This is a genomic window from Enterobacter cloacae complex sp. HYC042_NIDB (assembly GCF_056673315.1).
Genome location: NZ_CP109650.1, coordinates 3266391 through 3292930, shown reverse-complemented (window position 1 = coordinate 3292930; position 26540 = coordinate 3266391). Strand labels below are relative to the sequence as shown.

The following is a 26540-nucleotide window of genomic DNA, read 5'->3' as shown; positions in this document are numbered from 1 at the left end:
GGTAAAGTTATTGTGCCGGGTGACGGCTTCGCCTTACCCGGCCTGGATTAACCAGCGGCTAACTAGGCAATCCTGCACGCATCCGCTTCCCAGCGATACCCCACGCCGTACACCGCACGAATAAATGACTGCTCGGCGTCCAGCGCCTCCAGCTTGCGGCGCAGGTTTTTGATGTGGCTGTCGATGGTGCGATCGGTCACCACGCGGTAATCGTCGTACAGGTGGTTCAGCAGCTGTTCGCGTGAGAAGACTTTTCCCGGCTCGTGGGAGAGGGTTTTCAGCAGGCGGAACTCCGCAGGGGTGAGGTCCAGCAGCTTGCTGCGCCAGCTCGCCTGGAAGCGGCTCTCATCCACAATCAGCGGGCTTTCGGCGTCCAGCATCTGAAGCTCGCGCTTCGGCCTGCAGCGGCGCAGAATGGTTTTCACGCGGGCCACCACCTCACGCGGGCTGTAGGGCTTGCAGATGTAGTCGTCCGCGCCGATTTCGAGCCCCAGCAGGCGGTCAATCTCTTCAATTTTGGCGGTGACCATGACAATAGGCACGTCGGAGAAGCGACGAATCTCCCGGCACAGGGTCAGTCCGTCAACGCCCGGCAGCATTAAATCCAGCAGGATAAGATCCGGCGGAGTCTGGCGCACGTACGGCAGCACCTGGTCGCCGTGGCTGATCAGTGACGGGGCATAGCTGGCCGCGCGTAAATAGTCGATCAGCAGCTGTCCCAGCTTGGGTTCGTCTTCGACGATCAAAATGCGCGGCGTGTTTTCGTCAATCGGTAACTCGGTCATACTTCTCTCGATAAATCCCGTTCCAGAGGTAACTCTACTGTAATGCTAACCCCGCCAAAAGGCGAATGGGCGGCGCGAATGGTGCCATTATGCGCCTCGACGATGTTAACGCAAATCGCCAGCCCCAGGCCGGAACCGCCGCTGGCGCGGTTGCGGGAGCCTTCGGTGCGGTAAAAGCGCTCGAACAATTTTTCCAGTTGCGCGTCCTGCACGCCGGGGGCGGAATCCGCGAAGGTGAGGGCGAAGCGCCCGTTGTCCTGCCTGCCGGAGATATGCAGCCCGCCACCGCTGTCGGTGTAGCGCAGGCTGTTCTCCAGCAGGTTGTTAAACAGCTGCATCAGCCGGTCTTTGTCGCCAAACACCACCGCGCTGTCCGGCAGGGAGAGGTCGATTTTTAGGTTGCGGCTGGCAAACCGTTCCCGGAAGGCGCCGCTGGCAACTTCGAGCACGTTAATGACATCGACGGGCGCCTTCTGGTAGGCCAGCGCGCCTTCGTCGGACATGGAAAGCTGGTGGAGATCGTCCACCAGCTTGGTGAGCGTACCCACCTCCGCCTGCAGAGAGGCAACCGATTCGGGGGTAAACTGGCGTACGCCGTCCTGAATCGCCTCCAGCTCGCCGCGCAGCACCGCCAGCGGGGTGCGCAGCTCGTGGGAAATATCGGCCATAAAGTCGCGGCGCATCTGCTGGTTTTTCTCCAGCGTGCTGGCGAGCTGGTTAAAGTCCTGCGCCAGCTTGCCCAGTTCGTCCTGACTGCGGGTGTCGACGCGGGTGGTGAAATCCCCGGCTGCCAGCTTGTGCGTGCCTTCCACCAGCCGTTTCACCGGCGCGAGCAGACCGCGCGCCAGCGGGAAGGTGGCGAGCGCGGCGAGCAGGGTGGAGAGAGCGACGATCAGCCAGCTGGTCCGGCGCTGCTGGCGGTCAAAGTTGATGTCGGTGTTGCGCGTCAGGCGCTCCACCGGTGAGGCGATAACCCAGCCGACGGTCGCGTTATTCACCTTAATCGCCCGGCGGGTGCCGTCCGGCGGTATCGGTGCGCGCGGCCCAACCAGCGTGCGCATATCCTGATCGATTACCCAGAACTGGGTGCGCCAGCCGTGTGGCGGCATGCCCGGGCCAGGCCGATCGTCGCCGGCATCGTGCTCCAGCGAGCGCAGGATCTGGAAAATAAAGCGGTCATTGTTGCGCAGAAAACGCCAGTTGCCGTGCTGGGCGTACTGTTCACTCAGCGCATCGCTTAAGCCCTGTAAACGCTGTTCATTGCCATGCTTGATGTAATCAATAAAACCGCGCTCAAAGCTGATCCGCACCGCCCAGTGCATAGTGATCAGCAGGACGATACAGGTGGCAAAAATCGCCACAAAAAGCTTGCCGGTAATACCCGGACGCCAGAATTTCATGAGCCACTCCTTTTGCCGCGCCTAATCACGACGTTCTTGCTGGTATCATCCGGCACGCGGGCAAAGATGAAAGCGGGCAGGGCGATAATGACCGCCATGCTGATATAGGTATATAAAAAGACCTGATGCGCCACCGGCGTGTCGATGCTGAGGTGATGCTGGCCGTACATGCCGAGCAGTAAACCCGCGATGGTCACGCCGACGCTCATGGAGAGCTGCATCACCATCGACAGCAGGCTGTTGCCGCTGCTCGCCAGATCGTCCGGCAGGTCTTTCAGCGTCAGGGTATTCATCGACGAGAAGCGCATGGAGTTGACCATCCCCTGGCAGAACAGCACCAGCGGCAGGACGTAGTACCAGCCCATCAGCGCCACGGTCATAAATAGCAGACTGACCAGCGACAGCCCCAGCGTGGCGGCCACCAGCACGTGACGGTAGCCAAAGCGGTTCACCACCTGCACCACGATGCGCTTCATCCCCATGCTGCCGAGCACCATCGGGATCATCATCAGGCCCGCGTGAAACGGCGAAAACCCCATGCCAATTTGCAGAAACACGGGCGTCATAAACGGCAGCATGCCGCTGCCGATACGTCCGGCGAAGCTGCCGAACAGGCCAAGGCGGTAGGTGGGATTTTTAAATAAGTTCAGGCTGAACAGCGCCTGGTCATTCCCGCGAGCGTGCCACCAATACCATCCAATGGCGGTGATGCCGATAACCACCAGCACCCCGAGCGTCAGGGCGGAGATCCCCAGTCCCTTATGCCCGTCGAGCGCCAGGGTGAGCGTAGCCATGCCCGCCGCCAGCAGAATAAAGCCGAAGAAATCAAAGCGCCGCGTCTGCATTTTGTAGTTCGGCATCAGCGTCAGGGTGGCGATGGCGCCGATGATGCCCACCGGCAGATTGATCAAGAAGATCCAGTGCCAGGAGGCGTACTCCACCAGCATCCCGCCCAGCGCCGGGCCCAGCAGCGGCTCCACCTGGCCGGGCAGCGTGACGAAGGTCATCGCCGCCATGTACTGCTCGCGTGGCACAATCTTCATCACCGTTAACCGCCCGACGGGCACCATCATCGCGCCACCGACGCCCTGCAGCACGCGCGCCGTCACCAGCTGGTCGAGGGTGCTGGCCTGGGCGCAAAACAGCGAGCCAGCGGTAAACAGCACAATAGCCGTGAAAAAAATATTCCGCACGCCCACTTTGTCCGCCAGCCAGCCGCTGGCAGGCAGCATCACCGCAACCGTCAGCACGTAGGAGACAATCACCATGTGCATATGCAGCGGGCTCTCCCACAGGCTTTTCGCCATGGAGGGGAGGGCGGTGTTAACGATGGTCGTATCCAGCGACTGCATAAAGAAGCCGAAGGCGACTATCCACAATTGCCAGCGAACGTTGCTGGGAAGCTCAGTCATTTACCCGGTCACCGTGGTTCTGTTTTTACGCGAAAAGCGCAGCCGCAGGCGGTCGAAGAACAGATAGACCACCGGCGTGGTGTACAGCGTCAGCAGCTGGCTCATCACCAGGCCGCCGACGATGGTGATCCCCAGCGGCTGGCGCAGCTCTGAGCCGTCTCCGCCCGAGATAACCAGCGGCAGTGCGCCAAACAGCGCCGCCAGGGTGGTCATCATGATCGGACGAAAACGCAGCAGGCAGGCCTGGAAAATCGCCTCCTCCGGCGAGAGGTTGCCGTTGCGCTGGGCGTCCAGCGCGAAGTCCACCATCATGATGGCGTTTTTCTTCACGATGCCGATCAGCAGCATGATCCCGATGAGCGCGATAAGGCTAAACGGCGCGCCGAACAGCTCCAGCGCCAGCAACGCCCCCACGCCCGCCGACGGCAGCGTTGAGAGAATGGTCAGCGGGTGAACGTAGCTCTCATACAGGACGCCAAGCACAATATAGACCGTGGCGATGGCGGCCAGAATCAAAATCACCTGCGAATTCATCGTCTCCTGGAACACCTGTGCGGTCCCGGCAAAGCTGCCGCGCACGGTGGACGGCACGCCAAGCTGCGTCATCGCGCGGTTGATCGCGTCGCTGGCCTCGGAAAGCGATGAACCGGCGGGCAGGTTAAAGGAGATGGTCGACGCCGCCGACAGCCCCTGATGGTTCACCGACAGCGGCGCGTTGGCTGGTCGCCAGCTGGCAAAGTACGAGAGCGGTATCGCCTTGCCGTCGCTGTTAATCACAAACATTTTATCCAGCGCACTGATGTCCTGGGTGTAGCGCGGGTCGACCTCCATCACCACCTTGTACTGGTTCATCGGCTGATAGATGGTGGAGATCTCCCGCTGGCCGAAAGCGTTATTTAGCAGGCTGTTGGCGGCTTCAACGTTGATGCCCAGCCGCGACATGGTTTCGCGGTCGTAGGTGAGCGCCATCTCCGCGCCGTTGTCCTGCTGATCGGAGTTCACGTCCGCCAGCTCCGGCAGGGCGGCCAGCGCCTTACGGATCTTCGGCTCCCACTCGCGCAGGGCGGCTAAATCATCCGAGAGCAACGTGTACTGGTAGCTGGCGTTCGCCTGCCGCCCGCCGACGCGGATATCCTGAACGGCCATCAAAAACAGGTTTGCGCCCGGCTCTTTGGCGAGCTTCACCCGCAGGCGGTCAATCACCTGCTGCGCCGTTTCGTTGCGCTCGCCGCGCGGCTTAAGGGTAATGAACATCATCCCGCTGTTAACGCGCGAGCCGCCGGTAAAGCCAGTGACGTTGTCTACAGCCGGATCCTCACGAATGATCTTCATAAAGTCCTGCAGCTTGCCGCGCATCGCCTGGAATGAAATGCTCTGGTCCGCCTGAATGCCGCCCATCAGCACGCCGGTGTCCTGCTCCGGGAAGAAGGTTTTCGGGATGGTGATGTACATCCAGACGTTGAGCCCAATGGTGGCGATCAGCACCAGGCCGACCAGCCGCGTATGGTTCAGCACCCACTTCAGCGATTTGCCGTAGCCTTCCTGCATCGCCATCAGAAAACGACCAAAGCCTTTGCGGCGCGGCTGCGAGTGAGGCTTGCTGCGCTTGAGCATCCAGCCGCACATCATCGGCGTCAGCGTCAGGGAAATCACCAGCGAAATCCCGATGGCGACCGAGAGCGTGACGGCAAACTCCCGCAGCAGCCTGCCCGGCAGCCCGCCCATCAGCAGCAGTGGCAGGAATACCGCCACCAGTGACAGGCTCATGGAAAGTACCGTAAAGCCCACCTCGCGCGTGCCCTGCAGCGCGGCCTGCAGCGGTTTCACGCCCGCTTCAAGGTGGCGGGAAATGTTCTCCAGCACCACGATGGCGTCATCCACCACGAAGCCCGTCGCAATCGTCAGGGCCATCAGCGACAGGTTGTTAAGGCTAAAGCCACACAGGTACATGGCGGCAAAGGTCCCAATCAGCGACACCGGCACGGCCACCGCCGGGATCAGCGTCGCGCGGCCGGAGCGCAGGAACAGGAACACCACCAGGATCACCAGCGCGACGGAGATAATCAACGTTTGCTCCACCTCTTCAAGCGAGGCGCGGATGGTCGGGGAGCGATCCTGGGCAATCTGCAGATCGATTGCTGCCGGGATGGTCTCCTGCAGCTCCGGGAGGCGGGCGCGAATGCTGTTCACCGTCTCAATAATGTTCGCCTCCGGCAGCTTGCGGATCATCAGCAGGATGGCCGGTTTAGCGTTGGTCATCCCGGCGTTGCGCACGTCCTGCACCGAGTCGGTGACGCTGGCGACGTCGCTCAGGCGTACCGCCGCGCCGTTGTTGTAGTGAATAATCAGTGGCTGATACTCGGCGGCGGTTTTTAGCTCGTCGTTGGTCTGGATCTGCCAGCGGTGGCTGCCGTCCTCAATCGCCCCCTGCGGTTTACGCACGTTGGCGCTGCTGATGGCGGAGCGCACGTCGTCCAGCGACACGCCCTGGTTGAACAGCGCCTGCGGGTTCAGGCCCACGCGCACGGCGGGCAGAGAACTGCCGCCAACGCTCACGTCACCCACGCCGTTGATTTGTGAGATCGTCTGCGCCAGCTGGGTCGACGCAAAGTCGTAGAGCTGCCCCTGAGAATAGGTGTCCGAGGTCAGCGTCAGGATCATGATTGGCGCGTCGGACGGATTGGCCTTGCGGTAGGTCGGACGGCTCGGCATCCCGCTCGGCAGAAGGCTTTGCGCGGCGTTGATGGCCGCCTGCACGTCACGGGCGGCACCGTTAATATCCCGGTCGAAGCTGAATTCCAGAATGATGCGCGTGCTGCCCAGCGAGCTGCTGGAGGTCATCTCGTTGACCCCCGCAATCCGCCCAAGAGAACGCTCCAGCGGCGTGGCAACGGACGAGGCCATGGTCTCCGGTGACGCACCCGGCAGCGAGGCGCTGACCATGATCACCGGGAAATCCACCTGCGGCAGGGGGGCAACTGGCAGCAGCCGGAAGCCCAGCACGCCGCACAGGGTAATGGCGACGGAGAGTAAAATCGTCGCCACCGGACGGTAAATGAAGAGGGCGAAAAACTTCACTTACGCCTCCTCTTCACGTTTCGGGAAACGGCTTTTGGTCCACAGCGCCAGGCGGTCAAACAGCAGATAGATCACCGGCGTGGTGAAGAGCGTCAGCACCTGACTCACCAGCAGGCCCCCGACCATACCGATACCCAGCGGGCGGCGCAGCTCCGCGCCGACGCCGGTGCTGAGCATCAGCGGCAGCGCCCCCAACAGGGCGGCCAGCGTGGTCATCAGGATCGGGCGGAAACGCAGCAGGCAGGCCTGGAAGATGGCATCGCGCGGCGACATGCCCTGCTCGCGCTCGGCGGCCAGCGCAAAGTCGATCATCATGATGGCGTTTTTCTTCACGATCCCGATAAGCAGGATGATGCCGATGATGGCAATAACGTCCAGCTCGCTGCCCGCCAGCATCAATGCCAGCAGCGCCCCCACGCCCGCCGTTGGCAGGGTAGAGAGGATGGTGATTGGGTGGATAAAACTTTCGTACAGCACGCCAAGCACGATGTACATCGCCACGACCGCCGCGACGATCAGCCAGACGGTGTTGCCCAGCGCGGCCTGGAACGCCAGCGTGCTGCCCTGGAACTGGGTCTGAATGTCGGACGGGAAGCTGAGCGCTTTTTCAGCAGCCTGGATGGCTTCCACCGCCTCGCCCAGCGAGTAACCGTCCGGCACGTTGAAGGAAATGGTGGTGGACGGGAACTGATCCAGGTGGTTAATCGACAGTGGGGTATAGCGCTCCTCCACCGTGGCGATGGCGCTCAGCGGCACAATACCGCCGTCTTTGCTGGTCAGGCGCACCGAGTCCAGCGCGGCCAGGCCGGGGGTGTTCTCGGTGTTGTGTTCCAGCACCACGCGGTACTGGTTCGCCTGGGTGTAGATGGTGGAGATCAGGCGCTGACCGAAGGCATTATACAGGGCGTTGTCCACGTCCGACATGGTGATGCCCAGACGGCTGGCGGTGTCGCGGTTAACGTTGACGTAGGCCGCCAGCCCCTTGTCCTGCCAGTCGCTGCTGACGTCGGCGAGCTGCGGCAGGGTGTTAAGTTTTTCAACCAGCTGCGGCACCCAGGTGCTGAGGGCATCAAGCGACGTAGCCTGGAGCGTGAACTGATACTGCGTGCGGCTGACCTGGGTATCGATGGTCAAATCCTGAATCGGCTGCAGGTAAAGCTCAACGCCCGGCACGCGGGCCACGGCGCTTTGCAGGCGCTCGATGACGGCGTTCACGCGGTCGTCGCGCTCATCCAGCGGCTTGAGGTTGATCTGCAGACGCGCGCTGTTGAGCGACGGATTGGTGCCATCCACCCCCACGTAGGACGTCAGGCTCTCCACCGCCGGGTCTTTCATGATGATCTCAGACACCTGCTGCTGGCGCTGCGCCATGTTCGCGAAGGAGACCGACTGCGGAGCCTGAAGCGTGCCCTGAATAATGCCGTTATCCTGGATGGGGAAGAAACCTTTCGGAATAAAAATCCACAGCATTACGCTGAGCGCCAGCGTGCCCAGCGCCACGCCAAGCGTTGCCCACGGATGGTTCAGCACTTTCGCCAGCACGCGACCGTAGGCGGCAATAATTCGCTCGAACATCCGCTCGGAGGCGCGGGAGAAGCGGTTTTGCTTGCGCAGGGACTCGTGGCTTAGCATGCGGGCGCACATCATCGGCGTCAGGGTCAGCGACACCACGGCAGAGATCAAAATGGCGACCGCCAGCGTCACGGCAAACTCGCGGAACAGCCGCCCGACGATGTCGCCCATAAACAGTAGCGGGATCAGCACCGCAATCAGCGAGAAGGTCAACGAGATAATGGTAAAGCCGATTTCCCCTGCGCCCTTCAGCGCGGCGGCCAGCGGCTTTTCACCTTTCTCGATATAGCGCGAGATGTTCTCGATAACGACGATGGCGTCATCCACCACGAACCCGGTGGCGATGGTCAGCGCCATCAGCGTCAGATTGTTAATCGAAAAGTCGAGGAACACCATCACCGCAAAGGTCCCGACCAGCGAGAGCGGCACGGCGACGGCGGGGATAATGGTTGCCGGAACGTTGCGCAGGAACAGGTAAATGATCATTACCACCAGCGCAATCGCCAGCATCAGCTCGAACTGGGTATCGGTGACCGACGCGCGAATGTTGGTGGTGCGGTCGGAAAGGACTTTTACGCTGACCGATTTCGGCAGGCTTTCAATCAGCTGCGGCAGCATGGTGCGGATGCTGTCGGCGGTTTCGATGATGTTGGCGCCCGGCTGGCGCTGCACGTTCATCACGATCGCCTGCTGCTTGTTCGCCCACGCGCCGAGCCAGCTGTTTTCCGCGCCTTGTTCCACGGTGGCGACATCGCCCAGGCGGATCGGCGCGCCGTTCTGGTAGGCCACAATCAGCTGACGGTATTCGTCGGCGGACTGCATCTGGTCGTTTGCCGAGAGGGTGACCGCACGGGTCGGGCCGTCCAGCGAGCCTTTCGCCGAGTTGACGTTGGCACTGCTGATGGCGGTGCGGATGGTTTCGCTGGTCAGCCCCAGCGCGGCAATCGCCTGTGCGTTAAGCTTCACGCGCACGGCCGGGCGCTGGCCGCCCGCCAGCGTGACGAGGCCGACGCCGGAGACCTGAGAAATCTTCTGCGCCACGCGAGTTTCGACCATGTCTTCGACCTGGGTCATCGGCATGGCGGAGGAGGTGACGGCAAGCGTCATGATCGGCGGATCCGCCGGGTTCACCTTGCTGTAGACCGGCGGGTTAGGCAGGTCCGACGGCAGCAGGTTGGTGGCGGCGTTGATGGCGGCCTGCACTTCCTGCTCGGCGACGTCCAGCGATAGCGTTAGCTGGAACTGCAGCGTCACGACGGATGCCCCGCCGGAACTCTGGGAGGACATCTGTTTTAACCCGGACATCTGGCCAAACTGGCGCTCCAGCGGGGCGGTAATGGCGGACGTCACCACGTCCGGGCTGGCGCCAGGATAGAGAGTGACAACCTGAATCGTTGGATAATCCACCTCCGGCAGCGCCGACACGGGCAGGAAGCGGTAGCCAATAATCCCGGCCAGCAGGATCGCCACCATCAACAGCGTGGTGGCGACAGGGCGGAGGATAAACAGGCGTGACGGCCCACCTGTAGAGCTCGGGGGCATAACCTGCATCAGGAGGTCGCTCCCTGTTTCGCAGGTTCAACCACCTCAACTTTCGCGCCTTCGGTGAGACGGTCGATGCCGTCGGTGACCACGCGGTCGCCGGCGGAGAGCCCGGCGCTGATGACCACCGTCTGGCTGTCCTGGATCCCGGTTTTCACCAGATGCTTGCTCACTTTATTGTCGCTGTTCAGCACCCAGACAAAGCTTCCTTCGTTACCCATCTGCAGCGCTGCGGTGGGGATCACTACCGCGTTCTCTTCGGTAGCAACCAGCATTCGCGCGTTGACGAACTGGTTCGGGAAGAGGGCATCGTCCTGGTTGTTAAAGCGCGCCTTCAGCTTGATGGTGCCGGTGGTGGTATCGATCTGGTTGTCCAGACTGAGCAGGGAACCCTCGCTCAGCTTCTGCTTGTTGGTGCGGTCCCAGGCTTCCACCACCAGGCCTTTACCGGCTTTTTGCGCCTGCATGACGGTTGCGATATCGCTTTCCGGCAGGGTAAAGACTAAATCAATCGGGTGGGTCTGGGTGATCACCACGATGCCCGTGGTGTCGCCGCTGGAGATCTGGTTACCGATATCGACCTGCTTCAGGCCCACGCGTCCGTCAATCGGCGCGGTGATGCGGCTCCAGTCCAGCTGCAGCTGCGCGCTGGCGACGGCGGCCTCGTCGGCTTTGATGGTGCCCTGCGTTTCGCTGACCAGCGACTGCTGGGTGTCCAGCTCCTGACGAGAAACAAGGTTGGTTTTCACCAGCTGCTGGTAGCGCGCCAGATCGCGACGGGCGTTGGCGAGGGTGGCTTTGTCTTTCGCGAGCTGCCCCTGCGCCTGAGCGAGGGCGACTTTAAACTGGCTCGGGTCGATTTCCGCCAGCAGATCGCCCGCTTTGACCTGCTGACCTTCCTGGAAGTGGATCGCGATGAGCTGACCGTCAACGCGGCTACGCACCGTGGCGGTGTTGGCGGCGGTAATGGTTCCGAGCCCCGTCAGATAACGCGGAACGGCTTTGCTCACCGCCGTCGCCGCCTGAACCGGTGCCAGCGCGCCGCCGCGCATGCCGTGACGGCCGCCGCCAGCCGGGCGCTGGGCCTGGCTGCTGGCGCCAGCGGGAGCGGCGGAGTTCGCAGATTGACTGTGCCAGTACCAGGCGGCGGCAAGGACCACCACAATGATGCCAGCGGCGATTGCCCAGCGGGATTTGTTACTGCCTTTCATCGTTATACGTTCTCATCCTGGATACTTCGGGGAATGATACTAGTTTAGTCAGCTAACACAGCGGAAAAATGGAGGAAATATGGAAGACTGTCAGGAATGGTCTGAGTGTGGCGATCGTTTTAGCCGGGTAAGGCGAAGCCGCCACCCGGCACAACCGCATTAGCTAAACATCACCTGCGCCCAGCGCGCCAGCCCTGCGGTAACGGAGCCAAAGTCATCCCCACCGGCAATCGGAATGCCCGGCAGTTGTTCCGCCAGCGCTTTCTTGATCAGCGGCGAACGGGCGCTACCGCCGGTCAGGTAGATCACATCCGGCTTCTCTTTGCCGTTCTCCAGCGCAAGCTGGACCTGCTCCAGAATGCGCTGCAGCGGCTGAGCAAGCGCCGTCTCCAGCCCCTCCTGTGAAATCGCCGTGGCCAGATCCTCGCTGATAAACGGCAAGGAGACCGCATGTTCAGGACGGTCGGAAAGGGCGATTTTGCACTCCTCCGCAGTTCGCACCACGCGGTAGCTCAGGCGCTGACGCCACACTTTATACAGCAGGGCGACCTTCTCGGCATCCTGCGCGTCGCGCACCAGATCGTTGAGGAAGCGCCCGTTCGCGGTGCTGTAAAAATCACTCTGCGCCGGAACGTCGTTGATGGCAATCGCGTTCCACCACGGCAGGATCGGCAGGGCGATGCCTTTTTCCGTTTGACCGCCCATGCCCAGCAGCGGCATCAGGCTCTTAAAGGCCAGGGCGATATCCAGATCGTTGCCGCCTACGCGGCAGCCGCTGTGCCCGAGCAGGCTGTTTTCGCGGTCACGACGGTGATGCCACTGCGGTCCCATTAGCAGAAGCGAGCAGTCCGTTGTACCGCCCCCGATGTCGACGACCAGCACGCGCTTCTCTTCCGTCAGCGTGGCTTCAAAATCCAGCCCCGCCGCAACCGGCTCGTACTGAAACACCACGTCGCGGAATCCCGCCCGGTGCGCCGCACGCTCAAGTATCCCCTGCGCCTGCTGGTTGGCTTCGTCACCGCCCAGCCCCTGGAAGTTGATCGGGCGGCCAATCACCGCCTGGGTGATAGTATCCGGCACCTGCGACTGCGCCTGATTGCGGATATGCAGCATCATGGCGCACACCAGATCTTCAAACATCGCCACCTGCTGCGGCTTCAGGCCGCTCGCGCCGAGGAAGGACTTTGGCGATTTAACGAAGTAGACCTCTTCCGGGTCTTCAATGTAATGCCCGAGCGAGGAGAGGCCAAACTGCACGCTGGAAGGGGTAACGTCGATGTCTTCCTCGCGGTTAAAGCTGACCGCCCGACGCAGCAGCGCCTGGGTCTCCGCCGCGGTAGCCGGAACCTGATGGTGGCGGAACAGCCACTCGCTCACCGCTTCGCGCGTCGGCGCGCAGAGCATTGACGGCAGCAGCGTGCTCTCTTTTTCCATTTTCAGAAGCTGCGGTTGGCCGTTTTGCATGATCGCAACCGAGCAGTTTGCCGTACCGTAGTCAAATCCAATAAACACGATTAATCCCCATGCCGGTGAGAAGGGGCGAGACTTTAACGAAATGTCTGCATCGCGACAACAGGAATATGAAAGCAAGGCAAAACAAGGTCTTTCCGTTTATGCTGATAAAAATAAAAAAGGAGCAGCGATGTATACCCTGACGTGGCAACCCCCTTACGACTGGCAGTGGATGTTTGGCTTTCTCGGCGCTCGTGCGGTGACGGGCATTGAAACCGTCACGAGCGACTACTACGAGCGCAGCTTTGCCTGCGACGGCCATCAGGGGATATTTCGCGTGACGCCGGATATCGCTACCCATACGCTGATTGTGACGCTCAGCCCGGGGTTGGTTCCGGTTGCGCAGACGTGTCTTGAACGCATCGCGCGCCTGTTCGATCTCGCCTGTAACCCACAGCACATCGCAGATACGCTGGGGGATCTCGGCGCTGCCCGCCCCGGCTTGCGTCTGCCGGGGGCGATGGATGCGTACGAGCAGGGCGTACGGGCCATTCTCGGGCAGTTGGTCAGCGTGGCGATGGCGGCGAAACTGGCTTCCCGCGTTGTCGCCCTGTGCGGTGAGCCGGTGAAGGATGCACCGGGTTATGTCTGCTTTCCCTCCCCGCAAGCGCTGGCCGCTGCCGATCCGCTGGCGCTCAAGGCGCTCGGGATGCCGGTAAAACGCGCGGAGGCGCTGATTCATCTGGCGCAGTCGGTTGTTGACGGGATGTTTCCGCTGACGCCGCCCGAGGACGTTGAGGCAGGCATGAAGGCGCTACAGCAGCGGCCGGGCATCGGGCGCTGGACGGCAAATTACCTGGCCCTGAGAGGCTGGCAGGCGAAAGATGTGTTCCTGCCGGATGATTATCTGATTAAGCAACGCTTCGCCGGGATGACTCCCGCGCAGATCCGTCGTTACGCCGAGCGCTGGCAGCCGTGGCGCTCCTACGCGCTGCTGCACATCTGGTATACCGACGGCTGGACGCCGTCAGTTGATGGCGAAATAACTGGTGTTGAGCAGTAGATCCAGCGGCTGCGGCTCGGCGATGGTGTCGCCATAGATAAAATCAATGCCGATGCCGGAAAGCGTATCCATCATGATGGGCTGGTTGCAGGGGCCCGCGATGGTTTTCATCCCCAGACGCTGGGCGTGGCCCTGAACGATGGTCACCATCATCTCATCCATCAGATTACCATACACGTTGCTCACCACCTCGGCGTCGAGCATCAGATAATCGGCCATGTTCGGGCTCAGGTGGCTGAAGACGTTCATGTCGCGCCCTATCTGGCTGAAGATCACCCGGCAGCCCGCCTGGCGAAGCTTTTGCAGCCCTCGCTGCAGGTTCTCATCCGGATTACACACCACGTCGCTCGCGATAACCAGATGCAGCAGACGGCCCGGCATGGGGCTGCTATCGAGCAGGTCGAGGAGTTCATCGACCAGCGTTACGCTGGCTAAACCGGCGGCAGAAAGCGGCAGTGCTACCCCCATCCCTTTACGGGCGACCTGTGCGGCAGAGGTGCGGAAAAACTCACCAAAGATACGTCTGTCGAGGGCGTGCAGCAGTTCGGGCTCCGCCAGACCAGAACGGAAGGCGTGCTCCTCCTGGACTTCACCCTGGCTGGTCCACAGGCGTAGCGAAATCAGCCAGAAGTTACAGCTTTCCGGTATGCGCGGGGAGGCGACGCTGCGGGCTATCATCATCAGATGATTGTCTTTGATCATATGCCACTGTTCGTCCAGCGACATCATGCTGCGCGCGCTCCGATCCCGCTCCTGCTGCGGTTCGTACACCGTCACGATGCCGCGGCCGCTGTTTTTCGAGGCATAACAGGCAATATCCGCCTGCGACATCACTTCTGACGCCTGGTTATTATGCTCATCAATCAGCGTGATCCCTGCGCTGGCGCCAATCCGGTGCAGGCGACCTTCCCACATAAAGTGATAGTCATTGATGGTATGGATCAAACGACCGGTGATATAGCGCGCGCTCTCAATATTGCAGTCCGGCAGCAGCAGCCCAAATTCGTCGCCGCCCAGGCGCGCCAGCACGTCGCTGGAGCGAAGCATGGTTAGCATCATGGAAGAGAGTTCCCGCAGCAGGGCATCTCCCGCCGCATGACCTGCGCTATCATTGACGGCTTTGAAGCGGTCCAGATCGATAAAGACCAGCGCATGACGCTGACGCGTCTCGCGAACGGTTTGCAGAAGCCGTTTGAGATGGTTTTCGAAGCTGACCCGATTTGCCAGGTGGGTGAGGGCATCGTGCGACGCGCTGTAGCTTAGCTGACGCAGCATTTTGCGCGACTCGGTGACGTCCTGAATAACGATCACCGAGCCAATACTGTGCCCATCAAGGGTACTGAGTGGCGTAATGCTGTAATGGATATCAAACGATCCGCCGGTGCGGCAGTTCAGCACTACATCCTGGTCGATATCGGAGCGTGACATATCGCCGCTGTGAATATTCTCCATCAGCTGGCCCCGTTCCCCAAAGGTGATGTGTAACACCTTCAGGATCGGCTGGCCGATGGCCTCGGTCTGCAGCCAGCCGCTCATCTTCTCGGCGACCGGGTTCATAAAGGTGACGTTCATGTCGATATCGGTACAGAGCACCGCTTCGCCGATGGAGTCGAGCGTGATGTGCAGACGCTCTTTTTCCTGAAACAGCGCTTCGTTAAGCTCCTTCACCTCGGTCATGTCCATATTGATGCCGAGCAAACGTTCGACTTCACCCTCTTTATTCAGCACCCGGTTGGCCAGGGAGCGTATATGGCGCACGCCTTCCTTCACGCGGATACGGAATTCAAGCTTAAACGGCAGACGAGAAACCAGTGAATCCCGCAGTACCTGCTCCGCATGGGCGCGATCCTCCGGCAATATTCTTTCGTGCCAGAGCTGCCAGGTGGGCTTGATGTGCGGCGGAATTTCATACAGCTCAAACATCCGCTTATCCCAACTGATGATGTCTGGCTCCAGATCCCACTCCCAGATGCCGATGCCGCCCGCTTCGTTGGCCAGCGTAATGCGCTCCATCAGCCGTTTATTGACCCACTCGGTCTGCTTCAGATCGTTAATGTCTTCAATCTGGGCGATGAAATAGAGCGGCGAGCCATCGGCATGGCGCACGACGGAGACGGCCAGAAGCGCCCAGACGACCTCTCCGTTGCGCGTGTAATAGCGCTTTTCAAGGGTGTAGGTGTTGATCTCGCCGTTGACCAGCTGCTCCAGCTGTTCCAGGTCGGTATGCAAATCTTCCGGCCAGGTGAGCTGCTGGAAGGTGAGCGACTGTAGCTCGGTCTGGCTGTAACCGAGGAAATTGCACAGCGCCTTGTTGGCCTGAAGCCACTGGCCCTCCATGCTGACTAACGCCATACCGATAGCGGAATACTCCATCGCATTACGAAAGCGCTCTTCGCTCTCGGTGATGTGTTTGCGTTCGGCACGGAAAGCATACATCACCATGGTCATCACGTTAGCGGGGAGGAGGAGCATCAGGAACGGCAGCCACGGCGCGTTCATCATCGGCCCGGCATGTTGGGTGGTCAGCGCCGAAGGGTTATGGGCAATCATCAGTGAAACGACCATCACGGTAACCAGAAACACCATGAACGCTTCCATCCGCGGCAAGCGTACGGCGCTCCACATCAGCAGGACAATCACGCAGGTAAAGGGCCACGGCAGCCAGGTGATGGATGCCCAGCTGAGGGCCAGCGTTACGGCCATGGTAACCAGGGTTTCCAGCAGCAATCTCGGATCACGGTGGCGGAGCAGGTAATGGGATTTAAACAGCAGCCCCAGCGGCACCAGCGCCAGCGCGCCAATGGATTCAGATAGCACCCAGACGATGAAATTACGCAGCGGCTCAGGGCCGGGGATCAGAAGCGTCATCAGAATACCGCCCACCAGCGGCGGCACCAGCGCGCTGCCTATTGCCAGGCGGATCCAGTCGTTTAAATTTTGCAGCGGGTTGTACCACGGAAGCAGCTTGCGCAGTAACACGGCACCGATGATGGCCTCAATAACGTTTATTGCGGTGTAGGTGGGGTTTATCGACGCCCAGGAGAACAGCATCCACGAGGCCAGAATATTGCCAAATGAACAGGCCAGGGCTATCCCGGGCCACATTTTTCCTGCATGGCGGTAAAACGCCACCATCATAATGGCGGTAGGAAACCAGAGTGGCGCCAGCAGGGTACCGAAGCGGGTAAGCTCCAGCGAAAATAAGGTAAAGATAAAGGTGACCAGGCCCAGACAGACAAGTCGTAATAAAGGATGTGGGGTGGTAACCAAAACCCGCTGGTATTGTTTATTCATTACCGCTTTATCCAGAGACGCCATGCCGTCAGGAGAGAAGTGCGCACGAGTGAATTTGATAATTTGGTTTATGCTAGTACAAACAATTTACAATTCATATGGCGACTGCTCATAATTTGACATCATAGACTTATTAAATAGTTACTCGCTAAAAAATTCCTGTTAAACGCTGAAAAAACGGTCATTAAAATTTCTCTCAGGGAGCAATGCGCCACTTTTCAGCCTGTCTCGCAGAACCTGCGCATTCGACTGGTATCACGCCCGCGAAATCCCTATAATTGCCGCGTTTGACGCTCCGGCGTCGTCCTTCCTTAACATCCAGGTTATTCAGGTCGCTAAATTTATGACTGATAAGTCTCATCAGTGCGTCATTATAGGCATCGCCGGCGCATCGGCTTCAGGTAAAAGTCTAATTGCCAGTACGCTTTATCGCGAACTGCGTGAACAGGTAGGTGATGAGCATATCGGCGTCATTCCCGAAGACAGCTACTACAAAGATCAATCCCATCTGTCGATGGAAGAACGTGTAAAAACCAACTATGACCACCCGAATGCGATGGATCACAGTTTACTGTTCCAGCATTTAGAAGCGCTTAAGAGCGGCCAGGCGATCGAACTGCCCGTTTACAGTTACGTAGAACACACCCGTACCCAGGAAACGATCCGCATCGAGCCGAAGAAGGTCATTATCCTTGAAGGCATCCTGCTCCTGACCGATGCTCGCCTGCGTGAATCCATGAACTTCTCCATCTTTGTCGATACCCCGCTGGATATCTGCCTGATGCGCCGCATCAAACGTGACGTTAACGAGCGCGGCCGTTCGATGGACTCCGTCATGGCGCAATACCAGAAAACGGTCCGTCCGATGTTCCTGCAGTTTATTGAACCATCCAAACAATACGCCGATATCATCGTGCCTCGCGGGGGCAAAAACCGCATTGCTATTGATATCTTAAAAGCGAAAATCAGCCAGTTTTTTGAATAAGCCGCGCGAATTGTGTACCGTTCAGAGATAACCTGGTTTTACCCTGAGCGTTCAACGGCTCAGGGTACGATGCATGAAAGGAGAAAGTACCATGCGTCTTTGCGATCGTGATATTGAAGCCTGGCTGGATGAAGGCCGCTTGTCTATTACCCCACGTCCCCCCGTGGAGCGTATCAATGGGGTGACCGTTGATGTACGGTTGGGGAATAAATTCCGCACCTTTAGCGGCCATACTGCGCCGTTCATCGACCTCAGCGGGCCGAAGGATGAAGTCAGCGCCGCGCTCGATCGCGTCATGAGTGATGAAATCATCATTGACGAAGGTGAAGCTTTTTATCTGCACCCGGGTGAACTGGCGCTGGCGGTGACGTATGAATCCGTGACCCTGCCTGCGGATCTCGTCGGCTGGCTTGATGGCCGTTCTTCTCTGGCCCGCCTGGGGTTGATGGTTCACGTGACCGCGCACCGTATCGACCCAGGCTGGTCCGGCCGTATCGTGCTGGAGTTCTTCAACGCCGGTAAACTGCCGCTGGCGCTGCGCCCCGGAATGATGATCGGTGCGTTAAGCTTTGAACCGCTGACAGGCCCGGCAGACAGGCCTTATAACCGCCGCCAGGACGCAAAATACCGCGACCAGCAGGGTGCGGTTGCCAGCCGTATTGATAAAGACTAATCGTTAAGTCCATTGAGGATGCCATGAGAAGAGTTCTGACAACGCTGATGATTTTGCTGGTAGTGCTGGTTGCTGGCCTTTCGGCGTTGGTTCTGCTGGTTAACCCGAATGATTTCCGCGCTTACATGGTGCGGCAGGTCGAGGCACGCAGTGGTTACCAACTGAAGCTTGACGGGCCGCTGCGCTGGCACGTCTGGCCGCAGCTCAGCATTCTCTCTGGCCGCATGTCGTTAACCGCGCCGGGCGCGGCACAGCCGCTGGTCTCTGCGGACAACATGCGTCTCGATGTGGCGCTGATCCCGCTCCTCTCCCATCAGCTGCAGGTTAATCAGGTGATGCTGAAGGGCGCGGTCATTCAGCTTACCCCGCAGACCGAAGCCGTGCGCGACGCGAATGCGCCGGTTGCGCCGCGCGAGAATACCTTACCGGATGAACCGTCCGATACGGGCTGGTCCTTTGATATAGGCAAACTGAAAGTGGCCGATAGCGTGCTGGTGTTCCAGCACGAGGATCAGGAGCAGGTCACCGTTCGCAACATCAACCTGCAGATGGAACAGGATGAACACCATCTTGCGTCGCTGGAATTTAGCGGACGGATAAACCGCGACCAGCGCGATCTGTCCCTCTCGTTGAATGCAAACGTGAATGCGTCGGACTACCCGCATCAGCTGACGGCCGACATCCAGCAGCTTAGCTGGCAGCTGACGGGAGCGGATCTCCCGACCCAGGGGATCGCCGGGCAGGGGACGCTGCAGGCCGTATGGCGCGAAGAGCAAAAACAGCTGGCGCTGGATAACCTTAACCTGCAGGCCAACGACAGCAGCCTGAAAGGGCAGGCGAGCGTCACGCTCGACGATAAGCCGAAGTGGGTGCTGAACCTGCAGTTTGACAAGCTCAACCTGGAGAACATCCTGCCACCGGTACCGGCAAGCGCAACGGACAGCGATGCCGTGCAGACGGGGCAAAGCCAGTCACCGGTGTCGCGTCCGGTTATCTCATCCAACCTTGAACAGCCTGACTATAACGTGCTGCGCGGCTTCACGGCAGATATTCTGCTGAAAGCCAACAGCGTGCGCTGGCGCGGTATTGATTTTACCGACGTGAGCGGCCAGATGTTCAACCACAACGGGTTGCTGGTAATTTCAGAACTGAGCGGCAAAATGGGGGCGGGTCACCTGTCACTTCCGGGTACGCTGGACGTGCGTAAGGACGTTGCCAGCGCTGAATTCCAGCCGCGTCTCGACAACGTTGAGATTGGCAGCATCCTCAAAGCCTTTAACTATCCGATATCCCTGACGGGTCAGCTGACGCTGGCGGGCGATTTCTCAGGCACCAAAATTGATGCCAACGCCTTCCGCCGTGAGTGGCAGGGCGAGGCGCATGTTGACCTGAAAGATTCGCGAATGGAAGGGCTCAACTTCCAGCAGCTGGTTCAGCAGGCGGTGGAGCGCAGCAGCGATGTTAAAGCCCAGGAAAACTACGACAGCGCAACTCGCCTCGACAGCTTCACCACTGACCTGACGCTGGATAACGGGGTGCTGACGCTGGCCGGGATGCAGGGAACTTCATCTATGCTGTCGTTAACCGGAGAAGGCTCGCTGGATCTGGTCAAAGAGACGGCGGACACGCGCTTTAACGTCCGGGTGCTTTCCGGCTGGCAGGGCGAAAGTAAGCTGATTGACTTCCTCAAAGAGACGCCGGTTCCGCTTAGCGTATACGGCAAATGGCAGGCGCTGAACTACAGCCTTCAGGTAGATCAGATCCTGCGTAAGCATCTGCAGGATGAAGCGAAGCGCCGGCTCAACAGCTGGGCGGATCGTAATAAAGATTCCCAGAACGGCAAGGATGTGAAGAAGCTTCTGGATAAGCTTTGACGGCGGTGTGGCCTGATGGCCTCACCCCGACCCTCTCCCACGGGAGAGGGAGCAAACACCAAAACGGCAACGGGGTTGCCGTTTTGTTTTACCTAAACCTCAAAATCCAGCTCTTCCTCATCCCGCAGTGGAATAAGCTGCACTTTCTGCACGCGATGGTTTTCAATCTGCAGGGTTTTAAGCAGATAATCGCCCACCTGAACCTCTTCTCCCGGCTGCGGGATGCGCTGCAAATACTCCATCAGCAGACCGGCAATGGTGTGGTATTCCCGTTTTTCATCCAGCGGTAGCGGCACGTACTGCACAAGGTCTTCCAGCGGCATGTGGCCGTTGGCCGTCCACGAGCCGTCAGCGTTTTTCTGAATGTCGTGTCGGGCATCAATCTCATCCACCTCGTTTGGCAGATTACCGGCGATGGTTTCCATTACGTCGCTGAGCGTGACCAGCCCTTCCACCGAACCAAATTCATCCACCACAAACGCGAAGTGGGTGCGCGCGTTGCGGAACTGCTCCAGCGCGGAGAGCAGCGGAAGCGCTTCCGGGAAGACCAGCGGCTGGCGTACCAGCGCGCGCAGGTTGAGCGGCTCGCCGTGTAGCTGCTGCTGGAGCAGGTCAATCACGTGTACCACCCCCAGCAGCTCCTCTTCCTCTTCACCGCCGGTGACCACCACGCGGGTGTGCTGGTTTTTATCCAGCAGGGCGCGTATCTGCTCTTCCGGTGCCGTGAGGTCAATATGCTCAATGTCATGCCGGGAGGTCATGATGCTGCTGACCGTGCGCTGATTCAGGTTAAGCACGCGCTCGATCATCAGCCGCTCCTGCGGGTTAAAGATTTGCCCGTCGCTGTGATCGGCCAGCAGGGCAGAGGATTCGGCGTCCAGCTCGGCATCCTCTTTCCTGCCGCTCAACAGGCGCATCACGGTGTCGGCCGTGCGCTGGCGCAGGGTCTGATTCGCGGAGAGAAACCTGCGGCGGTTAAATATCGCCAGCTGGTTGAGCGCTTCAATCATGACGGAGAAGCCAATGGCGGCGTACAGGTAGCCTTTCGGAATGTGGAAGCCGAAACCGTCGGCGACCAGGCTAAAGCCAATCATCAGCAGGAAGCTGAGGCAGAGGATCACGATTGTCGGGTGGCTGTTCACAAAGCGGGTCAGTGCTTTGCTTGCCATCACCATCAGCGTGATGGCGATAATTACCGCAGCCATCATGACGGCGAGATGGTCCACCATCCCGACGGCGGTAATCACCGAATCCAGGGAGAAGACCGCATCGAGCACCACAATTTGCGCCACCACCGGCCAGAATCTCGCCCCGCGTCGCTGGGTCGGGTTCTCGCTGTCCTTGCCTTCGAGCCGCTCGTTAAGCTCCACCGTGGCTTTGAACAGCAGGAACAGCCCGCCGAAGAGCATGATCAGGTCGCGCGCGCTAAAGCTCAGGCCGAGAACGGAGAACAGAGGCTGAGTGAGCGTGACCATCCAGGAGATAGAGGCCAGCAGCAGTAAACGCATCACCATCGCCAGCAGCAGACCCGTCACGCGCGCGCGGTCGCGCTGGGAAGGGGGCAGTTTTTCAGCGAGGATGGCGATAAACACCAGATTATCAATACCGAGCACTAATTCGATGACGACCAGCGTCACCAGCCCGGCCCAGATTGATGGATCGGCAATCCATTCCATAGTAATAGCAATACCTTCTGTTATATGACGAATGTCACACTTCGATCATGGATAAAGCTGGGGGAAAATGCAATGTCGGGCTGAGATTTCTCTTAATACGATGCGTAAAAAAGAGAGCAGTCTCAGATGAGTGTAAATAAGCAAAATACGTATATTTTATTATTTTGAGTGCTTTTTAGGATATATCGCAGATAATGGTTTTTACTCTCTTTTTGTCAATATAAAGAAAATCCTAAAAGGTCAAAACTTTGCTCTTAATATTAATCTTAAAAACAGATATTAGGACAGTTGTCTCCTTGCCTGCTATTAGGTTAGCTGCAACAATTCTCCCAGCATCAAATGTTAAATCTTGTTGTTGCTATTATTGTTTTGGTCTTCGGAATGGTCATTCATTATCCGTTGTGTATTTCAAGCGGCTGATATATTTCCAGAAGACCTTACTCAAGAGGGTGTCTATCCATAACACATTGTTTAGTCAGTGGATTGGTAACTGAAAGCCAAGGGCGGTAGCGTGCCTGAAAGCGTGTGAATCAGCCTCGATTATTCTGTCAATAGCCAATGGATGAATAAGCTTTTTTTAGGACTGATGCCAGTTATATTTCTATTTGATTAACTGCATGCTGAAACCCAATACGTCTCAGGCTTATTTAAATTGCACAGGATAATTACTCTGCCAAAGTGATAAATAATCAATGATGAAATCCAAAATGAAATTGATGCCATTATTGGTGTCTGTGACCTTGATGAGTGGTTGCACGGTCTTTCCCGGCAGCAATATGTCAACAATGGGTAAGGATGTGATCAAGCAACAGGATGCCGATTTTGATCTCGACAAAATGGTGAATGTTTATCCACTAACGCCACGTCTGGTCGAACAATTACGTCCACGTCCGAATGTTGCCCAGCCGAATATGTCTCTGGACCAGGAAATTGCCTCCTATCAGTATCGCGTGGGGCCGGGCGACGTGATCAACGTGACCGTCTGGGACCACCCTGAACTGACCACGCCAGCGGGCCAGTACCGTAGCTCAAGCGACACCGGGAACTGGGTACAGTCAGATGGCACCATGTTCTATCCGTACATTGGTAAAGTACATGTCGCCGGAAAAACGCTTGCCGAGATCCGTAGTGATATTACCGGCCGCTTAGCGCAGTACATCGCCGACCCGCAGGTGGACGTTAATATCGCCGCATTCCGCTCGCAAAAAGCCTATATCTCCGGTCAGGTGAACAAATCCGGCCAGCAGGCCATCACCAACGTTCCGCTCACCGTTCTGGACGCCATTAACGCCGCGGGCGGCTTAACCGACGGCGCCGACTGGCGCAACGTGGTGCTGACCCACAACGGCAAAGAGCAGCGCATTTCGCTGCAGGCGCTGATGCAAAACGGCGACCTGACCCAGAACCGCCTGCTCTATCCGGGCGATATTCTCTACGTACCGCGCAACGACGATCTGAAAGTCTTCGTGATGGGTGAAGTGAAGAAACAGAGCACCCTCAAAATGGACTTCAGCGGCATGACCCTGACCGAAGCGCTGGGCAATGCTGAAGGTATCGATCTGACCACCTCTAACGCGACCGGTATCTTCGTCATCCGTCCGCTGAAGGGTGAAGGCAGCGCGAAGGGCAAGATTGCCAACATCTACCAGCTGGATATGTCCGATGCGACGTCTCTGGTGATGGCGACGGAGTTCCGTCTCCAGCCATACGATGTGGTTTATGTCACCACCGCGCCGGTTGCCCGCTGGAACCGTCTGATCAACCAGTTGCTGCCAACCATCAGTGGCGTTCGCTACATGACGGATACGGCGCGCGACATTCATACCTGGTAATCCGCGATGTTTAACAAAATTCTGGTGGTATGCGTGGGGAACATTTGCCGTTCCCCCACGGCTGAACGGCTGTTGAAACAGTACCAGCCCGAGTTAACGGTCGAGTCCGCAGGGCTGGGCGCGCTGGTGGGCAAAGGTGCCGACGAGCGCGCCACGAGCGTGGCCCGCGATCACAACCTCTCTCTTGACGGGCATATCGCCCGCCAGGTCACCGGCCGCATGTGCCGGGAGTATGACCTGATTCTGGCAATGGAAAAACGCCATATTCATGCGCTATGCGATATCGCTCCGGAGATGCGCGGCAAGGTGATGCTGTTTGGTCACTGGGACAACGAACGCGAAATCCCCGATCCGTATCGCAAGAGCCATGAAGCCTTCGAGGCGGTTTACACCTTACTTGACCAGTCTGCCCAACAGTGGGCGCAGGCACTGAAAGCTCAGCAGGGATAACAATGACAGAAAAAACAAGACCTTCTGCCGCCCCGACTTCGGGCAGTGATGAAATTGATATTGGTCGCCTGGTCGGCACGGTTATCGAGGCAAAGTGGTGGGTGCTTGGCATTACTGCCTTGTTTGCCGCAGCGGCCGTCGTGTATACGCTGTTCGCCACACCTATCTACAGCGCCGACGCGCTGGTGCAGATCGAGCAGAATACCGGCAACTCGCTGGTGCAGGATATCGGCTCCGCGCTGGCGAACAAACCGCCAGCATCCGACGCTGAAATTCAGCTGATCCAGTCGCGTCTGGTGCTGGGTAAAACGGTTCACGACCTCGGACTCGACATCTCCGTCACCAAAAATACGTTCCCGATCTTCGGTGCCGGCTGGGACCGTCTGATGGGGCGCAGCAATGACACCGTAAAGGTCACTGACTTTGTGCTGCCGAAAGGGGCGGGGGATCAAACCTTTACCCTGACGGTGCTGGGCCCGAAACAGTATCAGCTGACCAGCGATGCGGGCTTTAGCGCACGCGGCGAAGTGGGGCAGATGCTGAACAAAGACGGCGTTAGCATGATGGTTAGCGCGATCCACGCCCAGGAGGGCGGTGAATTCACCGTGACCAAATTCTCCACGCTGGGAATGATCAACAATCTGCAGAACAACCTGACCGTCACCGAAAACGGTAAGGACACCGGCGTGCTGAGCATGACCTTTACCGGTGAAGATAAGGATCAAATTCGCGACATCCTGAACAGCATTACCCGCAACTACCTTGAGCAGAACGTCGAGCGCAAGTCGGCGGAAGCGGCGAAAAGCCTGGCGTTCCTCGCTAAACAGCTCCCGGAAGTGCGTGCCCGTCTGGATGATGCCGAGAACAAGCTGAACGCCTACCGTCAGGATAAAGACTCCGTCGACCTGCCGCTGGAGGCGAAATCGGTTCTCGACTCGATGGTGAATATTGATGCGCAGCTCAACGAGTTGACCTTCAAAGAGGCGGAGATTTCCAAGCTTTACACCAAACGCCACCCGGCCTACCGCACGCTGCTGGAGAAGCGCCGCACTCTCGAAGAGGAGAAGGCGAAGCTGAACGACCGCGTGACCGCGATGCCGAAAACGCAGCAGGAGATCGTCCGTCTGACCCGCGACGTGGAATCCGGACAGCAGGTTTACATGCAGCTGCTGAACAAACAGCAGGAGCTGAAAATCACCGAGGCCAGCACCGTGGGCGACGTGCGCATCGTCGACCCGGCCATTACCCAGCCTGGCGTACTGAAGCCGAAGAAAGCGCTGATTATTCTTGGCAGCATCATTCTTGGCCTGATGCTCTCAATCGTTGGCGTCCTGCTGCGCTCGCTGTTCAACCGCGGCATCGAAAGCCCGCAGGTGCTGGAAGAGAGTGGTATCAACGTCTATGCCAGCATTCCGCTGTCTGAGTGGCAAAAATCCCGTGACAGCGTCAAGACCATCAAGGGCGTTAAGCGTTACAAACAGAGCCAGCTGCTGGCCGTGGGTAACCCAACCGACCTGGCGATTGAAGCGATCCGCAGCCTGCGTACCAGTCTGCATTTCGCCATGATGCAGGCTAAAAACAACGTCCTGATGTTAACCGGCGTCAGCCCGTCAATCGGTAAGACCTTTGTCTGTGCCAACCTGGCGGCCGTGGTGAGCCAAACCAACAAGCGCGTGCTGCTGATCGACTGCGATATGCGTAAGGGTTATACCCACGAACTGCTGGGCACCAACAACGTGAACGGTCTGTCGGAAATCCTGCTGGGTCAGGGAGAGATTAGCCAGAGCGCCAAGCCGACCTCGATTCCGAGATTCGACCTGATCCCGCGTGGTCAGGTGCCGCCGAACCCGTCTGAACTGCTGATGAGCGAACGCTTCACCCAGCTGATTGAGTGGGCAAGCAAAAACTATGACCTGGTGCTGATCGATACGCCGCCAATTCTGGCCGTGACCGATGCCGCCGTGGTTGGCCGTCATGCGGGTACCACGCTGATGGTGGCACGCTATGCGGTGAACACCCTGAAGGAAGTGGAAACCAGCCTGAGCCGCTTCGAGCAGAACGGCATTGAGGTGAAAGGGGTCATCCTGAACTCCATCTTCCGCCGCGCGACCGGGTACCAGGATTACGGCTATTACGAGTACGAATACAAGTCTGACAGCAAATAACAAAACACCCCCCCTCACCCTAACCCTCTCTCCTGAGGGGAGAGGGAACTGTCCGGTGCCGCCTTTCACCCTCTCC

Annotated in this window: 16 protein-coding genes; 7 read left to right on the top strand and 9 right to left on the bottom strand. The window is 58.7% G+C overall.

What is annotated here, in order from left to right:
- Positions 1–62: 62 nt before the first annotated feature.
- The 7 genes from baeR to yegD form a co-directional block, all read right to left on the bottom strand.
- Positions 63–785 carry an envelope stress response regulator BaeR gene (baeR, locus tag OKF39_RS15790; RefSeq protein ID WP_047367938.1) on the bottom strand — a complete coding sequence of 241 codons (723 nt, stop codon included), beginning with the start codon at positions 783–785 and terminating at the stop codon, positions 63–65.
- Positions 782–2185, bottom strand: coding sequence for an envelope stress sensor histidine kinase BaeS (baeS, locus tag OKF39_RS15785; protein WP_028013813.1), 1404 nt, complete (start codon positions 2183–2185; stop codon positions 782–784). Before baeS ends, baeR begins: the two co-directional genes overlap by 4 nt.
- A complete protein-coding gene (gene mdtD / locus OKF39_RS15780) occupies positions 2182–3597 on the bottom strand; it encodes a multidrug transporter subunit MdtD (RefSeq protein ID WP_479983129.1) in 1416 nt (471 codons plus the stop codon). The genes baeS and mdtD overlap by 4 nt, the downstream gene beginning before the upstream one ends.
- Positions 3598–6675 carry a multidrug efflux RND transporter permease subunit MdtC gene (gene mdtC, locus OKF39_RS15775; protein ID WP_049137357.1) on the bottom strand — a complete coding sequence of 1026 codons (3078 nt, stop codon included), beginning with the start codon at positions 6673–6675 and terminating at the stop codon, positions 3598–3600.
- Positions 6676–9798, bottom strand: coding sequence for an MdtB/MuxB family multidrug efflux RND transporter permease subunit (locus OKF39_RS15770; RefSeq protein WP_028013810.1), 3123 nt, complete (start codon positions 9796–9798; stop codon positions 6676–6678).
- The gene (locus OKF39_RS15765) at positions 9798–11000 is read right to left on the bottom strand and encodes an MdtA/MuxA family multidrug efflux RND transporter periplasmic adaptor subunit (protein WP_041909096.1); all 1203 of its coding nucleotides are present in this window, start codon (positions 10998–11000) and stop codon (positions 9798–9800) included. Before OKF39_RS15765 ends, OKF39_RS15770 begins: the two co-directional genes overlap by 1 nt.
- A 159-nt stretch (positions 11001–11159) precedes the next feature.
- Positions 11160–12512, bottom strand: a complete 1353-nt coding sequence (gene yegD / locus OKF39_RS15760) for a molecular chaperone (RefSeq protein ID WP_041909098.1) — start codon at positions 12510–12512, stop codon at positions 11160–11162.
- A 130-nt stretch (positions 12513–12642) separates the two neighbouring features.
- On the opposite strand from yegD, the gene alkA reads away from it, so the two are divergent.
- Positions 12643–13515, top strand: a complete 873-nt coding sequence (alkA, locus tag OKF39_RS15755) for a DNA-3-methyladenine glycosylase 2 (RefSeq protein WP_479983128.1) — start codon at positions 12643–12645, stop codon at positions 13513–13515.
- Here the strand turns inward: alkA and OKF39_RS15750 are convergent.
- Entirely contained in the window at positions 13480–16809 is a 3330-nt protein-coding gene (locus OKF39_RS15750) for a diguanylate cyclase (RefSeq protein WP_063437112.1), read from the bottom strand. The genes alkA and OKF39_RS15750 overlap by 36 nt on opposite strands.
- A gap of 343 nt (positions 16810–17152) precedes the next feature.
- Between OKF39_RS15750 and udk the strand changes: the two genes are divergently transcribed.
- The 3 genes from udk to asmA all read left to right on the top strand — a co-directional run bounded on the left by udk (position 17153) and on the right by asmA (position 20341).
- The gene (gene udk, locus OKF39_RS15745) at positions 17153–17794 is read left to right on the top strand and encodes a uridine kinase (protein ID WP_008500855.1); all 642 of its coding nucleotides are present in this window, start codon (positions 17153–17155) and stop codon (positions 17792–17794) included.
- Positions 17795–17885: 91 nt separating this feature from the next.
- A complete protein-coding gene (gene dcd, locus OKF39_RS15740) occupies positions 17886–18467 on the top strand; it encodes a dCTP deaminase (RefSeq protein WP_028013805.1) in 582 nt (193 codons plus the stop codon).
- Positions 18468–18490: 23 nt separating this feature from the next.
- Entirely contained in the window at positions 18491–20341 is a 1851-nt protein-coding gene (gene asmA / locus OKF39_RS15735) for an outer membrane assembly protein AsmA (RefSeq protein ID WP_047363151.1), read from the top strand.
- Between the two features lie 92 nt (positions 20342–20433).
- On the opposite strand, the gene OKF39_RS15730 is transcribed toward asmA, so the two are convergent.
- Positions 20434–22017 carry a TerC family protein gene (locus OKF39_RS15730; protein WP_447087506.1) on the bottom strand — a complete coding sequence of 528 codons (1584 nt, stop codon included), beginning with the start codon at positions 22015–22017 and terminating at the stop codon, positions 20434–20436.
- A 692-nt stretch (positions 22018–22709) separates the two neighbouring features.
- Here OKF39_RS15730 and OKF39_RS15725 point away from each other — a divergent pair.
- The 3 genes from OKF39_RS15725 to wzc are packed head-to-tail and all read left to right on the top strand — an operon-like array spanning position 22710 to position 26464.
- The gene (locus tag OKF39_RS15725; RefSeq protein ID WP_014170829.1) at positions 22710–23849 is read left to right on the top strand and encodes a polysaccharide export protein; all 1140 of its coding nucleotides are present in this window, start codon (positions 22710–22712) and stop codon (positions 23847–23849) included.
- 6 nt (positions 23850–23855) lie between these two features.
- Positions 23856–24299 (top strand): low molecular weight protein-tyrosine-phosphatase Wzb, encoded by a 444-nt coding sequence (gene wzb, locus OKF39_RS15720; RefSeq protein ID WP_045629833.1) that lies wholly within the window; start codon positions 23856–23858, stop codon positions 24297–24299.
- A gap of 2 nt (positions 24300–24301) precedes the next feature.
- Positions 24302–26464 (top strand): tyrosine-protein kinase Wzc, encoded by a 2163-nt coding sequence (gene wzc / locus OKF39_RS15715; protein WP_288764625.1) that lies wholly within the window; start codon positions 24302–24304, stop codon positions 26462–26464.
- Positions 26465–26540 lie beyond the last annotated feature (76 nt).